The organism is Brevibacillus reuszeri, assembly GCF_001187725.1.
GTDB classification, from domain to species: Bacteria; Bacillota; Bacilli; order Brevibacillales; family Brevibacillaceae; genus Brevibacillus; species Brevibacillus reuszeri.
In genome coordinates, this window is the sequence record NZ_LGIQ01000002.1 from 212,640 (window position 1) to 226,479 (window position 13,840).

General features: G+C 44.3%; 12 protein-coding genes. 10 read left to right on the top strand and 2 right to left on the bottom strand.

The window, feature by feature from the left end; all coding sequences use genetic code 11:
- The first annotated feature begins 269 nt into the window (after positions 1–269).
- The 5 genes from ADS79_RS01505 (at position 270) to ADS79_RS01525 (ending at position 6,605) form a co-directional block, all read left to right on the top strand.
- Entirely contained in the window at positions 270–1,478 is a 1,209-nt protein-coding gene (locus ADS79_RS01505) for an ABC transporter substrate-binding protein (protein ID WP_049736643.1), read from the top strand.
- A 42-nt stretch (positions 1,479–1,520) separates the two neighbouring features.
- The gene (locus ADS79_RS01510; protein WP_049736644.1) at positions 1,521–2,537 is read left to right on the top strand and encodes an ABC transporter substrate-binding protein; all 1,017 of its coding nucleotides are present in this window, start codon (positions 1,521–1,523) and stop codon (positions 2,535–2,537) included.
- Entirely contained in the window at positions 2,534–3,337 is an 804-nt protein-coding gene (locus tag ADS79_RS01515; RefSeq protein WP_049736645.1) for an alpha/beta hydrolase, read from the top strand. The genes ADS79_RS01510 and ADS79_RS01515 overlap by 4 nt, the downstream gene beginning before the upstream one ends.
- A gap of 236 nt (positions 3,338–3,573) precedes the next feature.
- The gene (locus tag ADS79_RS01520; protein ID WP_049736646.1) at positions 3,574–4,278 is read left to right on the top strand and encodes an ABC transporter ATP-binding protein; all 705 of its coding nucleotides are present in this window, start codon (positions 3,574–3,576) and stop codon (positions 4,276–4,278) included.
- Positions 4,279–4,280: 2 nt separating this feature from the next.
- Positions 4,281–6,605 (top strand): ABC transporter permease, encoded by a 2,325-nt coding sequence (locus ADS79_RS01525; protein ID WP_049736647.1) that lies wholly within the window; start codon positions 4,281–4,283, stop codon positions 6,603–6,605.
- 185 nt (positions 6,606–6,790) lie between these two features.
- Here ADS79_RS01525 and ADS79_RS01530 read toward each other — a convergent pair whose 3' ends face one another.
- Together ADS79_RS01530 and ADS79_RS01535 are read right to left on the bottom strand one after the other, a co-directional pair.
- Positions 6,791–7,582: a Cof-type HAD-IIB family hydrolase gene (locus ADS79_RS01530; protein ID WP_049736648.1), complete on the bottom strand. Its 792-nt coding sequence runs from the start codon at positions 7,580–7,582 to the stop codon at positions 6,791–6,793.
- 18 nt (positions 7,583–7,600) lie between these two features.
- Positions 7,601–8,485 carry a LysR family transcriptional regulator gene (locus ADS79_RS01535; protein ID WP_049736649.1) on the bottom strand — a complete coding sequence of 295 codons (885 nt, stop codon included), beginning with the start codon at positions 8,483–8,485 and terminating at the stop codon, positions 7,601–7,603.
- Positions 8,486–8,599: 114 nt separating this feature from the next.
- Between ADS79_RS01535 and ADS79_RS01540 the strand changes: the two genes are divergently transcribed.
- The 5 genes from ADS79_RS01540 to ADS79_RS01560 all read left to right on the top strand — a co-directional run bounded on the left by ADS79_RS01540 (position 8,600) and on the right by ADS79_RS01560 (position 13,829).
- Entirely contained in the window at positions 8,600–9,985 is a 1,386-nt protein-coding gene (locus ADS79_RS01540) for an MFS transporter (RefSeq protein WP_049736650.1), read from the top strand.
- 168 nt (positions 9,986–10,153) lie between these two features.
- Positions 10,154–10,525, top strand: a complete 372-nt coding sequence (locus tag ADS79_RS01545) for a YxeA family protein (RefSeq protein WP_049736651.1) — start codon at positions 10,154–10,156, stop codon at positions 10,523–10,525.
- 6 nt (positions 10,526–10,531) lie between these two features.
- On the top strand, positions 10,532–11,569 hold the full coding sequence (locus ADS79_RS01550) for a DUF418 domain-containing protein (protein ID WP_049736652.1): 1,038 nt from the start codon (positions 10,532–10,534) through the stop codon (positions 11,567–11,569).
- Positions 11,570–11,714: 145 nt separating this feature from the next.
- Positions 11,715–12,419, top strand: a complete 705-nt coding sequence (locus ADS79_RS01555; protein WP_049736653.1) for a response regulator transcription factor — start codon at positions 11,715–11,717, stop codon at positions 12,417–12,419.
- A 3-nt stretch (positions 12,420–12,422) separates the two neighbouring features.
- Positions 12,423–13,829: a sensor histidine kinase gene (locus tag ADS79_RS01560; RefSeq protein WP_049736654.1), complete on the top strand. Its 1,407-nt coding sequence runs from the start codon at positions 12,423–12,425 to the stop codon at positions 13,827–13,829.
- Positions 13,830–13,840 lie beyond the last annotated feature (11 nt).

A 13,840-nucleotide genomic window follows, 5' to 3' on the forward strand; every position in this document is an offset into this window, starting at 1 on the left:
AAGACGATTGATAAATGCGAATACGTAAGCTGCTAAGAAAATGGAGTGCTCGAACCCGTTTGGGTCAGCGCTCCCTTTTTTATGGGAAAAAGGACAACAGCAGGTTTCTATTTACCGGCCAGAATGTGTAGTGTATACTTCATAAATGATAATGATTATCACTATTGATTAAATTCAACAAGATCGCTTTAGTTATGTCGAGAGAAGCTGGCAAGAAATAATGGCATAGCTAATGACAAATAGTGAAAGTGTGCAGGAGGTGAGGATGTATGACCAGCAAAGAACAGAGCCAAAACGAAGCAAGCAGTACCGCTACACCTATGTCATTGGATGAGGTTCGTGCGTATATGGGAGAGCGTTTCGCTGAATCCATGTCGATCCATGACCTGGCGCAGTTGACTGGGCACAGTCCAAACTATTTTGGAGAAGCTTTCAAGAAAGCTTACGGACACAGCGTCAACGATTATTTGACAGAGCTGCGCATCCGTCACGCCAAAAAGCTGCTTCGCGATTCGGATCTGTATATGCACGAGGTCGCACGCAAGGTCGGTTACTCCGATGAGTTTTATTTCAGTAGAAAGTTCAAGAAAGTAGTGGGCATCTCTCCTTCTGCATACAGCAGGGACGCTCACAAGCGGGTAGCGGTCACATCATCGGCAGCCATCGGAAATCTGCTCGCGCTTGGCGTCATCCCTGTTGCGGCTCCGCTTGATCCCAAATGGAGCCCCTATTATCACTATTACTACCAGGACCTGATCAAGGTGCGCATAGGCTCTTCTGGACCTGACATGTCCATGGAGGAAGAGAGCTTCAGAAAACTGCTTGCGGCAAGACCTGACGTCCTGATTGTAGAGCATGATCATGATGACGATGTTCGCAAGCGGCTCATGATCTCGGGGATCGAATGCGTCAGGATGGGAGCGACGAAGTGGCAAGAGCAATTGCGACAAATAGCAGAGGTACTGGACAAGCAGGAGCTTTGTGAGCAATGGATTCACACCTATGAGTCCAGAGCAGCACACGCTAGGGAAAGTATAAGCCATAGTGCCTGGGATGATCTGTTTGTCACGCTGCGCATATCGGGGGCGCAAATCTATCTCTACAGCAACAGAGGAATTCGCGACGTACTGTTTCAGGATTTGTTACTGCAGACAATTCCCGAGCTCAAGGAACAATGCAATGTACCAATCACACTCGAACAGTTGCTGCACATGAATCCTGATCGCATGCTGTTGTTGATTTGGCCAGATGCAGATACCCGAAAGTTTTGGCTTTCTTTGCAGCATCACACGAAGTGGAAAGGGCTGAATGCGGTAAAGAACGGGCATATGTATGTCATCCCCTCCAATCCATGGTTCGAATATTCCGCGATCGCGGTCAATCGGATACTGGAAGAGACGTCCTTGATGTTAACAGGGAAAAATCCAGCCCCCTCTCCTATTCCTGTCCATGGAGTTACGTGGGAGATACCCTTATAATTCCTTCTTGTGAGAATGATTATCGCTTAGAGGGGGCTTTTTATGATGAACATGGTGAACCAGCGAAATCGGCATGCCCGCAGGTCGATTGTCTTGTCTTTGGTCTTGGTAGTTGGACTGCTTGCCGCGTGCGGAACGGATACGGGCAACGTGCAAAGCGCCAAACAGGAGGCAGCAGTACCGAGCAATTCGACGGAAGTGGTAAAGAATGCGACGGAAAAAGTAAATATCTACCCGCTGACGATAAAGGACGAGCTTGGTCATGAGCTTAAGATTCCGTCCAAGCCGACTAAAATCTTTGCTCCGATCATGGAGGATTCTCTGGTTACACTGGGGATCAAGCCGACGATGCAATGGTCAAACGGCGTCAATCCGCAAGTGTATTTGCAGGATCAGCTCGGCAGTGTTCCGCAGATCAGCTTTGCCGGCGGGCTGCCGTCTTTTGAGGCGGTTCTGGATTCGCAGCCAGAGCTGATTATTTTGCACAATTCATATGCATCCGAGAGTGGCGCGTATGAAAAGTATGCGAAGATCGCTCCGACGTATGTGTTCAAGAACGCAACAACCGATTTAAACAGCTCACTTCGCGCTCTCGGAAAATTGCTGGATGAGTCGGACAAGGCTGAGCAGGCGATAAAAAGCTACGCCGACAAAGCTGCAAATGCAAGGACCAAGCTGGAAGGGAAGATTAAAGGGAAAAAAGCAGCGATTATTCGATTTAATGCAAAAGGCATGTTTTTCATGAACAGCAATTATTTCAGCGGGTATGTGCTGAAGCATGATTTGGGCTTCGAGCAAAGCGACCTGGTGAAAGACGGTGCTCTTGAAGTTTCCCTGGAAATTTTGCCTGAGCTGGATGCTGATTATATTTTTCTTATCAACGATGGCAATCAGGGAGATCGCTATTTCAATGAGCTGCGTGAAAGTGAAGTGTGGAAGAACGTTCCCGCAGTGAAGAACGGTCACGTATTCGAAACGTCAAATGACTATTGGCTGAGCGGCGGGTTTATCGCCAACGGCAAAGTGATTGACGATGTAGCGAGGTTCCTTCAGCCATGAGCAAAATGACAGAAACACCTCACATTCCACAGCATTGCTTTGAATACCGGATGACATCGAGCAGGAATCTGGACTACCGGATTTTGCTTGCCACGCCAACAGAAGAACCGCCGTTAAAAGGATACGCGGTTATCTATGCATTGGATGGTGATGCGTCATTTCAGACCCTTGCCGAGGCGGTTAAGCTGCAAACACGAAAGCCAAAGGGCTATGACCCCATTCTGGTGATTGGAATTGGTTATCCATCAAAGGAGCCATTCGATATGGAACGTCGTTGCCGCGACTTTACGATGCAGGTCGACGGAGCAGACCTTCCCGAACGACCAGATGGTAAGCCGTGGCCTCCAAATGGAGGGGCTGACCAGTTTCTCGATTTTCTCGAGTTTGAATTGATGCCCGTCATCGCCAAGGAATGGCCGATTGATCCAGCCCGGCAAGCGATAGTTGGACATTCCCTCGGGGGACTGCTTACGCTGCATGCCTTGTTCACAAGACCGCGTCTGTTCACGCATTATGCTTCTGGAAGTCCATCCGTCTGGTGGGGCAATAACGAGGTGCTAAAGGAACTGGAACAATTTAAAGCATGCTGGCAAAGCGAGGATCAGCGACATCTTTTGCTGACCATTGGCGCAGAGGAGCTTGAGGATATGCTGAAAGGTGCGGAAGAGGTCGCCCAGAGCCTGAGTCCGCTCCTAGACAAAGGGCTGCATCTGGAGTGGTTAAAGTTCACTGGAGAAGATCATGTGAGCGTTCTTCCCGCCACACTCAGCCGCACTCCCCGATTTATATGGTCAGAGTAAGATATCCCCTACCTATAGCGAAAGGATCGGCCGTCATTTTTTCTAGACCGCCGATCCTTTTGGTATTTTTGATGAAACTCCACCTTGAGACCGATGCGAAAATCCATCGTCTGCACGATTCAAAGGCTCATGTTTGGCATATAATGGAATTTAGGGACGAGTATGACGATTACTAGCGCAGTTCTGGCTTAGATGCCCGTTAGAACCATAAAATACGATTCAAGGGGACGGAATCATTGAAAAAGTTAATCGAATTCAAAGATGTAACCAAGGAATACAAAATAGGGGAAGTGCCAATCAAGGCCCTGGACGGTGTTGATTTTTCCATCTCGGAGGGAGAATTCGTCGTGATTTTGGGGGCAAGTGGTGCTGGGAAAAGTACGATATTGAACATACTTGGCGGGATGGATACGGCTACCTCAGGCCAAGTGCTTGTGGGGGATCAAGAGGTAACCAGATTGAGCGAAAAAAAATTAACCCAATATCGCGGTGAGAAAGTTGGCTTTGTCTTTCAATTCTATAACTTAATTCCGAATTTAAACGCTCTGGAAAATGTGGAATTTGCCACTGAGGTATGCAAAAACCATCTGGATGCGAAAGAGATTTTACATAAAGTGGGGCTCGCGGATCGGGTCAAAAACTTCCCTTCCCAGCTCTCTGGAGGAGAACAGCAAAGAGTTGCGATCGCTAGGGCGGTTGCCAAAAATCCTTTACTTTTACTCTGCGACGAACCAACCGGGGCTTTGGATTATGTGACAGGTAAGTCAGTCCTAAAGCTGTTGCAAGATTTAAACAGGGAAACAAAGAAATGCGTCGTTTTGGTCACACATAATTCTGCGATTGCTCCAATGGCTGATAAAGTGATTAAGGTGAAAAGCGGAAGGATTGATAGTATCACGATAAATACGGATAAACAAAGTGTCGAAGGGATCGAGTGGTGAGAATGAAATTATTTTTAAAATTAGGAAGAGATATCAAACAATCGATCGGGCAATTTATCGCCTTTGTTTTGGTTATCGCAGTAGGAGCTTTTTTCTATGCGGGGCTGGTCACTTATAGTGATAATCTTAGTGCGTATACGGAGGCTTACTTTAAAGAACATCATATAAGCGACCTCAATGTGTATTACAGTCAAATTCCCCAAAATGATGTGGCGGCTTTGAGCAAAGTAGAGGGCATCCAAAAAATCGAGGGACGCTATACCTTTGACGCCACACAATCCTTTGATGGCTTTAAGGCTTCCATCAAAATTCATTCCATTCCGCTCGAAAATGAAATCAATACGCCTACGATGATCGAGGGCAGGATTCCATCCAAAAAAGAGGAGATCTTACTCGATTCCCATTATGCAAAAGAACATGATTATCGTGTCGGTGACCAGGTCACTCTAAGAGCAAATGAAAAAGATTTTACGTTTACCATTAGCGGCATGGGAGAGAATGTTGAGCATGCCAAAAAGAACGAAATACAGGATCATAAAGCGTACGGAATCGCTTATATTTCCGAGGCGGCCATTCCTGAAATCGTCGGTGTATTTACCTACAATGAAATCATGATTGAAGCAAAGGAAGGCTACGATATTGACTTGTTGGGTAAATCCATTGAAGCACAATCCAAACAACTTCCTTATGTAGGCCAAATAAGCAAAGAACGGACTTTCAGTTATTCGAAAATAAGTGAAACGATACATAATAATAAACTGATGAGCAAGGTTATCCCATTCGTTCTCTTTTTGATTGTAGCTATTATTCTCTTTCTTACGATGTCGAGGATGATCGATTCTCAACGAAATCAAGTCGGTATCATGAAGGCTTTGGGTGTAAAAAACAGGAGCATCATGCTTCATTACATGGGATACCCAGTGCTTGCAGGTATAATAGGCTCCGTAATCGGTTGTGTCGCTGCTGTTCTTGTATTTATTCCGCTCGTAACGGCGTCGAGTGCAAGAGCATACTCTTTGCCTGGCATTACTTACTCTCTATCTATTTATTCTTTCCTTCCTCCAATGATTTTCTCCAGTGCTTTTGGGATTCTGGCGTGTTACCTCAGTGGTAGAAGCGTCTTAAAGGAACGTGCAGCTCAGGCTATGCGTCCGAAACCGCCAAAGCAGATGAAAAAGCTATGGATCGAAAGAGTTCCGGGTATATGGAATCGTATTTCTTACAGCTACAAGCTCATTTTGAGAAATATATTTTTAAACAAGCAAAAGGCAATCGCGAGCTCAATTGGTATTGTTGTTAGCACGGTTTTATTGATAACGGCTTTTGGCACACAAACGGCTTTGCTAAAAGTAGCCAACCAAATTGAAGATGTTTACACCTACGATTTACGAGTAGATTATGCGGTGGGAACAGCTACGGATGCGGTTAAAGCACCCTTTGGTATAAAAAATAGCTTTCCTTTAGCGACCTATCCTGTTGAATTCATAAAAGATGCTGAAAAAGAAAAGGCCACTCTCATTGTTACCGAAAAAGAAAACAATCTCATCCATTTCTTTGACGAAAATGAAAGCCGGATATCTTTGGAAGATAGTGGCGTGCTGATACCCAAATCCTATGCCGACAAATATCAGATTGTAGCAGGAGATAGCATCAAAATAAAATTTGTTGCACCCGAGCTAAAAAATCAATCAGTAGATATGAAGGTTTTACATATCTCTACCCAGTATTCCAATCCGTCGTTTTATAGCACACCAGCCTATTTAAAGAGCTTTGACATAGATTACAGACCGACCTCACTACTGGTTGAAGCAGACAGCTTTGTAGATCGGATCAGCGTTCGCAGCTTCTATGAACAAGCTCTGCATGTAGAGACCATTACAGATAAGAATGACCTAAAGAAATCAGCTGAATACATTTTGAAGCAAAACAGTTTTGTCTTTATCATGTTTATCATTAGTGCCGTCATCCTCTCCTTTGGCGCCATCTATACGATCTCCTCCATAAACATTTATGAAAGAACTCGGGAGCTCGCAACACTTAAGGTGTTAGGCTATCAAAAAAATAAAATAAACAGACTGATCTTTTTTGAAAATATCATCTTGACCACATTTGCGGTCATTGTAGCTCTGCCGATCAGTGGCTATGTCTATTCAATTGTTGTAAAGGCACTTTCTAGCAGCCATCAACAAATACCAGATCAAATCAATGTTTTTGTCATGCTAGTCTCCGTTATTCTTGCCTACGTGCTTACGATTCTATCTAACCTGCTGCTCAGGAGAAAGGTAACCAATATTAATATGATTGAGTCGTTGAAAAGCGTAGAATAAAGCTTTTAAGCTGATGGGAATGAGTTTGACTCGCACGAGAGATTGTTTTAGACTGACTCCACAAAATGAAACAGCGGCCAACTAAGAGCTGAAAAAAAATCTTAGATTGACCGCTGTTTTTATATTGAACGATTGACCCCATTTTAGTGGAAGTGCTGGCAGGTGGAAGAGGTGCTAGCTAAAGATTAACTCTTTTGCGAAATACCCAGGACTCTTTCTAATAGGATAGCCACTCCATCATTATCGTTCGTTTCCGTTATTTCCGTTGCCGTTTCTTTTAATTCTTGAATGGCATTTCCCATCGCTATTGATATACCACAGGCCTGAAACAACCCCAAATCATTGAAGTCATCACCAAAGCACATGACGTCACTCATTTTATAGCCCTGAGATTCAATCAAATAGGTAACGGCATTTTCTTTTGATGCTTTTAGAGACATGATTTGAATCAACTTTCCATCATCTGTGCTTATAATAGTAACCTGGTCCCCAAACTTAGTAACGAGATGTTCAAAATGATTCCAATCGGTTAGAAGAATTTTTGTGCAATCATAGCCTTTTAATTTTTCTTTGCTAGTAATGATTGGGTTTGTTGTAGTCTTCATCATTTCTCTATAATCCAACGATTTATAGGTGATCCATTTATCTTTGACTTCAACACTAATATTGGCTTCAGGGTCTACCGATAGGCAATAATCAAAGATAGAAGCAACCAATTCTTTTGCTATTGAATGATGGATTTCGCGATTTGTAACATCGCACCGAAATAATCCACCATTATAGAATACGACCGTTCCAAATGAAAATAAATGGATATCTCCATAGTTCACAGCCCTTGGCGGACGAGCTGTTGCAAAAATAACAGGAATCCCCTCAGCTTTCACCTTCTGCAGAGCAAGCATATTTCTTTTCGATATTTGTTTTTTGGAATTGAGAAGAGTTCCATCCAAATCCAATACGATCACTTTAGGCTTCATAGCTTTTCCCCATTCAACTCAGTCTATTTTGGATATCGACTCAAAATACTTCACAACGACCTCCCGAAATTCCAGAGCAGCCCGCGAGATGTACCGACTTTTGTGCCAAAGCAAAGCGATCTCCCGTACCAATTCTTGATCTTCTATCTGGAGATAGCTGATTTTTTCATGTGCAGAGGCTGCCGTACTTGGGATGAAGGATATGCCAATCTCAGCTTCTACGAGACTGATCAGCCTGGCAGGTTCATCTCCCTCATACACAAAATTCGGTGCAAACCCAACCGATTTGCACATCGACTCGACCAAATCGCGTGTACCATAGCCTCTTTTTACACCGACAAACGATTCATCTGCCAACTCTGCCAAGGATACGCTGCTTCGGTCTGTGAGCCGATGCGACTTAGGAACAGCTACAAGAATAGGGTCAAGAAACACGATTTGACACACGATGTCATCCTCGTGAATGGGCGGTGAGGACAAGCAAAAGTCGACCTCGCCTCTTTGAAGCAGCGTAACCATTTCCTGTGTGCTCAGCATCTGCACATGAAATTGGATATGGGGCCGTTTTTTCCGAAATTCTCGCAGGATATGTGGCAATGTGCTTGCAGTTGTGACCGCCAATTCAAGCGTACCGTGCTCCGGACTGGATAAATCACGTATTTCTTGTTTCCCTTGTTCCAATTCAAACAATGCTTTTTCCGCACGGCGAAGGAATCTGCTCCCGTACTCATTCAATCGCAGCTTTCTTCCGATCCGATCGAATAAAGGGACTCCGAGATCTTCCTCCAGGCGGTGAATCGTTTTACTGAGCGACGATTGTGTCACATGCAGACTTCTGGCGGCTTCGGTCACATGCTCGGATCGAGCTACAGCAAGAAAATATTTTAATTGAAGAAGCTCCATGGAGTTCCCCTCCGTTCATTCCTTTGAGTCAATGAAATCATAGCATAAAATGCGTTGGAGTAAATGTGAGATATCCTATACGCTATCCTCAACAAGCTTTAGGGGGGCTAAAAAATGAATGCTCGCAGCAGGTGGTTGTTAATTTCTGTTGGACTGGGGGTACTACTAAACCCTTTAAATTCTTCCATGATTGCGGTGGCGATTGCAAGACTGCAGCATGTGTACAGCCTTGATTTTACCCAGGTTTCCTGGATTATTTTTACCTTCTATATTGCAAGCAGCATTGCTCAACCCGTGATGGGGAAGGCCAGCGATTTATTTGGCCGCAAAAAGATATTCCTTACGGGGCTAGCTGTTGTCTCTGTGGCATCATTATTAGCTCCATTCTCACCCAGTTTCGGTTGGCTCATTGTGTTCCGTATTTTGCAAGCCATTGGAACAAGCATGATGGTTGCGGTAGGGATGGCGATTGTTCGCGTTCATGTCACAGAAAAACAGGCAACTGCATTGTCCGTTTTGTCCATGTTTCTATCAGGAGCGGCAGCGATTGGGCCTTTTATCGGCGGTGTATTGCTACATTGGTGGGATTGGCAAGCCATCTTTTTCGTTAATATTCCGTTTGTGGTGGCGAGCTTTCTATTTGCGTGGAGGAATATTCCTGATGATGCACCGCCAAAATCTACTACACAGGGCATGTCCCTACGAGAATGGGGAGAGCTTATCGATGTGCAAGGGCTGTTGTTTTTTACGGTGGGGCTGGTCGGTTTACTCATTGGATTGTTGTCAGCAACATCATCTGGCCATGTCTCATTTGGTATTGTCATCGTCGGGCTGCTCGGTCTCGTTGCGCTAGGCTTTTTCGTACGACATGAGTTAAAAGCGACATCACCCTTTATTCCTGTACGTTCATTTGCGAAATATCCCGCGATGACTTGGGTGAATGTCGAATTCATACTCGTGAACCTGCTTTATTACTCGCTCTTTTTTGGGTTTCCATCCTACCTGCAAATGGTGCGTCATAACAGCGAGGTCGATACAGGGATGCTTATGTTAAGCTTGGGCTTTTGCTCGCTTGTTGTGTCACCACTAACAGGGAGATGGATCGATAAAGCAGGACCAAGGCCAGCCTTGCTGGTTTCTGCAATATTGATGACAATAGGATCAGTGTGGATTGTGACACTGGAAGAGAGTTCACCAGTTATCAGTGTGTGTTTGGTGCTAGCTGCATTTGGCATTAGCAACGGGTTGAACAATGTTGGCATGCAAGCTGCCTTGTTTAAGAGCTCTCCGAAAGAAATGATTGGAGTAGCATCCGGATTATTTATGACATCGAGATATTTGGGCACCGTTCTCTCTTCACTGCTACTCGGCATTGTAATGGGAGATAGGCTTAGCGCTGAGGGATTTCGCCTGCTCGGGATGATCCTCGCCATCGTTGCCTTGACATTGGTATTCACGAGCTGGCGACGGCGAGAACCTGAGCAAGTGGAACAATCATAGAATTTATACTTGGAAGCCAACTATCCGTTGCGAACAGCAAATCTCATTACCGAGGTTTGCTGTTTTTATTTTTTAAGGTTTAGTTAAGGTTCGGATTAAAACGCTGTAAGGTGCAGGCGGCTATAATCAGCTTTGTACGAATCAAATACGAAAAAACGGGAGAGAGCCATGAAAAATAACATCATCACTTGTGTATGGATCGTAGCCGTCTTCCTTGGAGGCCTGCTCATTATCCAAAATGTAAACCTAAACCGGATTGGTGCAGACGTATTTTATACGCAGATCCAAGGGCCAGGAAAGGAACTGACAAACAGAATCGGCAATGGAGAGACGCTGGTCAGATATGAATATGAATTGCCAGCTGTTGATAAAAACGGAACGCAAACTACCCTGAAGTTTACTGCGGACAAGCAGCTTCGGGAAAAAGCGTATCTGAGCTTGTACGTGAAAGAAGGAAAGGGAGTGACCTCTTATCAGGAAGTGGCAAAAGAAAAGCTCCCAGAGAAAGTCGCAGAAAAGCTGCAAGAAAGAAAGGAGTAGAAGCAAATGAACCCATCCATCCCGCAAAAAGAGCGAATCGTTTCATTAGATATCATTCGCGGTCTCGCACTGTTCGGGATCCTGTTTATTAATGTGAAAGGCTATATCCTGCTTACAGAAGGTATGGACATCCCTGTTAATAATGGGATCAATGCAGTGATCGACACTTTGATCAACATTTTCGTGGAAAAGAAGTTCTTCTCTATTTTCTCATTCCTGTTTGGTGTTGGATTTTATATTTTCGCCTCCCGGGCAGAAAAGCGGGGAGATAAGCCGTTAAGACGATTCTCTCGGCGTCTTTTGACACTCTTTGTCATCGGGGTCGTTCATGTATTTTTATTTTGGGGAACGATTTTGCCTGCTTATGCACTAATTGGTTTTCTCCTGCTGCCCTTTTATCGAGCAAAAGTCGCGACAGGTAGTAAATGGCTTGTGGCGATCACTGGCGTTTATCTGCTCGCATTAATCTGGAAGCTTACAGGGGCACCTAGCTCCTTAGCCAGTGTACTAGACGCAATTGTTGCCGACTCGACGTTGATCTTTCTTATGTTTTTGGCAGGTTTTCTAGCTGCAAAATCTGATTTGATCAAACGAGTGGGGGAATGGAAAAATCAGATCAGGCTAGTCGCGATTGGATCATTGCCGGTAGTTGCAGGTTTTTCAATTTGGACCTGGTTTGCAGCGCAGAGTGGAGCAGATGAACTGAATCTGATCGTTTCACTTGGCACCGTTCCTGCGGTCTTGTTTTATCTAAGCTCCTTATTTTTGCTATTGGAGCATGAGCAGATTCGTTCCTTGTTTACTCCTGTATCGCGAGTAGGCCAGATGGCTCTTACGAATTATGTTGCACAAAGCTTGATTGGGTCGCTGATCATTTCCATCATGGGGCTAGAAACCGTCTCACCGGTAAACGTAGTCATCATTGCCTGCCTGATTTTTATCGTACAAATCATCTTCAGCACTTTGTGGTTCAAATTTTTTACCATGGGACCTTTGGAAAAGATGTGGCGCTTTATGACCTATGGCAAACAAAAAATAAAGTAGTGGAATGGAATGCGCAGGAAGGCTTGAAAAACGGCCTTTTTGCGCATTCTTCTATCAAGGGAGCATGAATCCAGCTTGATCTGCGGCCAAGTCTCAGGCATACTCTCACAGTAAAAGGATTGGGCAGTTGAGGAGGCGGTATGGAATGTCTAGCAAAAAGGTATTAATTATCGACGATGAAGAAGATATATTGAAGCTTATAAAAACGGTGCTCATCAAGGAAGGAATCGAGCAAGTCATAACGGCGACGACAGCACAGGAAGGATGGCTTCAATTTCAAACGAGGAAGCCAGACCTGGTCTTATTAGACATTATGCTGCCGGATGGAGAAGGCTATGAGATTTGCAAGCAGATGAGGAATGTCTCCAAAGTACCGATCCTGTTCGTATCCGCCAAAACAGAAGAAATCGATAAAATACTGGGCTTTGCCATAGGGGGAGACGACTTCATCACCAAGCCGTTCAGCCCCAAGGAGCTTGCTTATCGGGTGAAGGCACAGTTGCGCAGAGCCGATTATGCGGTAGCCGAGATGATAGAAGATCCGATTATAAAAGCGGGTCCTTTTGAGTTGAACCCGCAAAAAGCAGAGTTGTTAAAGAACGGCAAGCCTATCGATTTAAAGCCGAAAGAGCTTGGGCTAATGAAGTTTTTCCTGCAAAACGTCAATAAAGTGATCAGTAAGGAAAAGCTGTACGATACAGTCTGGGGCGAGGATTTTACGGGCATTGATAATACAGTCATGGTGCACATTCGGAGGTTAAGGGAAAAGATTGAAGAACAGCCTTCCCAGCCAAAGTATTTGATCACGATAAAAGGCTTAGGATACAAACTAACTGTAGAGGATCATTAATCCATGAAATGGAAAGTAACCGGAAGATATTTAGTGTCGGTTGTTTTGGTCGTAGTACTCGTTATTTTCATGAATCTATTTCTCACTTTCGCTTTGTTAATCGCTCAGTCCGGATTCGACATACCGATATTCTTCAAAAAGGAAACACCACCTGAGCAGTTCACCCGGGAGTTCCAGAATCAGATCAAAATTGAAAATAGCGGAGTAACGGTTACGGAGGAAGGAAAAAACGAGCTTCTGAAAAAGAAGGCGTGGATTCAAATCTTAGACGAAAATGGCAAGGAGATCATGGGTTACCTTGTGCCTGAAGGGGTAAAGAAAAAATATACGCCAACCGATATGATTCAAATGTACAAGTATCAAGAGGTGAATGGAGATACGACTGTTTTTATCGGGGAAAAGGAAGGAAAAGACCACCGATACAGCTATTTCATCGGGATAGAAGATCCTGATTTAAATCGCTACGTGATCTCTTACGATAACCAGGTTTTTTTCCAAATCTCCAAGGTTGGGGCATATATTTTTCTCATCGATATTCTGATTGCGTTGTGGATCGGATATATGTTTAGCAAGCGTCTTACACAGCCGCTGCATTCCCTCATTGACGGGATCAAACACTTGGCAAACAACCAATACCATGTCCATTACGAGCCACAAGGAATTTATCGGCAAGTATTCGATCATGTCAATCAGTTATCCCAGCAGTTGAAAACGAACGAGAATGAACGCAAGAAATTGGATCAGTTAAAAGAGGAATGGATCGCAAATATTTCCCATGATATAAAAACACCGCTTGCCTCCATCCAGGGCTACTCGGAAATGATCAAAGACCCAGATTACGATTTTACCTTGGATGAAATTCGGGAATATGCAGGGATCATTGAACAAAAATCACTCTATATAAAAGAGGTCATGGAAGACCTACATTTGACGACACGCTTGAAAAATAAAGAACTATCCATTCATAAGAGAACCATTAATATGGTGACGCTGTTGAGAAGCATCGTGATCGATATAGTGAATGACCCAAAGTACGCCCATCGGCAAATAGAATTTCAGCCAACGGCAGAGCACATATCCGTAGAGGTTGATGAAATTTTGATGAGGAGAGCGATCACCAATTTGATATACAATGCGATCGTTCACAATGAACCCGACGTAAAAATCGTTGTGCGTGTGGAAAAGAGGGAACGAACGCATATCGTGATACAGGATAATGGAAAAGGGATTAAGAAGGAAGAACTGAACAGTATTTTTGATCGTTATTATCGGGGAACCAATACGGGTGAGGCGCATAAAGGCTCTGGACTCGGAATGGCTATAGCGAATGATATTATTCAGGCGCATGATGGTGAAATTACGATTCATAGTGAGGAGGGGCATGGGACAAGGATTGAGATTGAGTTGTAGTTTGTGAAGGC

Coding starts and splice junctions, on each gene's coding strand:
- ADS79_RS01535 (WP_049736649.1), bottom strand. CDS start 8,485: ATGGAGCTTCTTCAATTAAAATATTTTCTTGCTGTAGCTCGATCCGAG.
- ADS79_RS01525 (WP_049736647.1), top strand. CDS start 4,281: ATGAAATTATTTTTAAAATTAGGAAGAGATATCAAACAATCGATCGGG.
- ADS79_RS01530 (WP_049736648.1), bottom strand. CDS start 7,582: ATGAAGCCTAAAGTGATCGTATTGGATTTGGATGGAACTCTTCTCAAT.
- ADS79_RS01560 (WP_049736654.1), top strand. CDS start 12,423: ATGAAATGGAAAGTAACCGGAAGATATTTAGTGTCGGTTGTTTTGGTC.
- ADS79_RS01510 (WP_049736644.1), top strand. CDS start 1,521: ATGATGAACATGGTGAACCAGCGAAATCGGCATGCCCGCAGGTCGATT.
- ADS79_RS01545 (WP_049736651.1), top strand. CDS start 10,154: ATGAAAAATAACATCATCACTTGTGTATGGATCGTAGCCGTCTTCCTT.
- ADS79_RS01540 (WP_049736650.1), top strand. CDS start 8,600: ATGAATGCTCGCAGCAGGTGGTTGTTAATTTCTGTTGGACTGGGGGTA.
- ADS79_RS01555 (WP_049736653.1), top strand. CDS start 11,715: ATGTCTAGCAAAAAGGTATTAATTATCGACGATGAAGAAGATATATTG.
- ADS79_RS01550 (WP_049736652.1), top strand. CDS start 10,532: ATGAACCCATCCATCCCGCAAAAAGAGCGAATCGTTTCATTAGATATC.
- ADS79_RS01515 (WP_049736645.1), top strand. CDS start 2,534: ATGAGCAAAATGACAGAAACACCTCACATTCCACAGCATTGCTTTGAA.
- ADS79_RS01505 (WP_049736643.1), top strand. CDS start 270: ATGACCAGCAAAGAACAGAGCCAAAACGAAGCAAGCAGTACCGCTACA.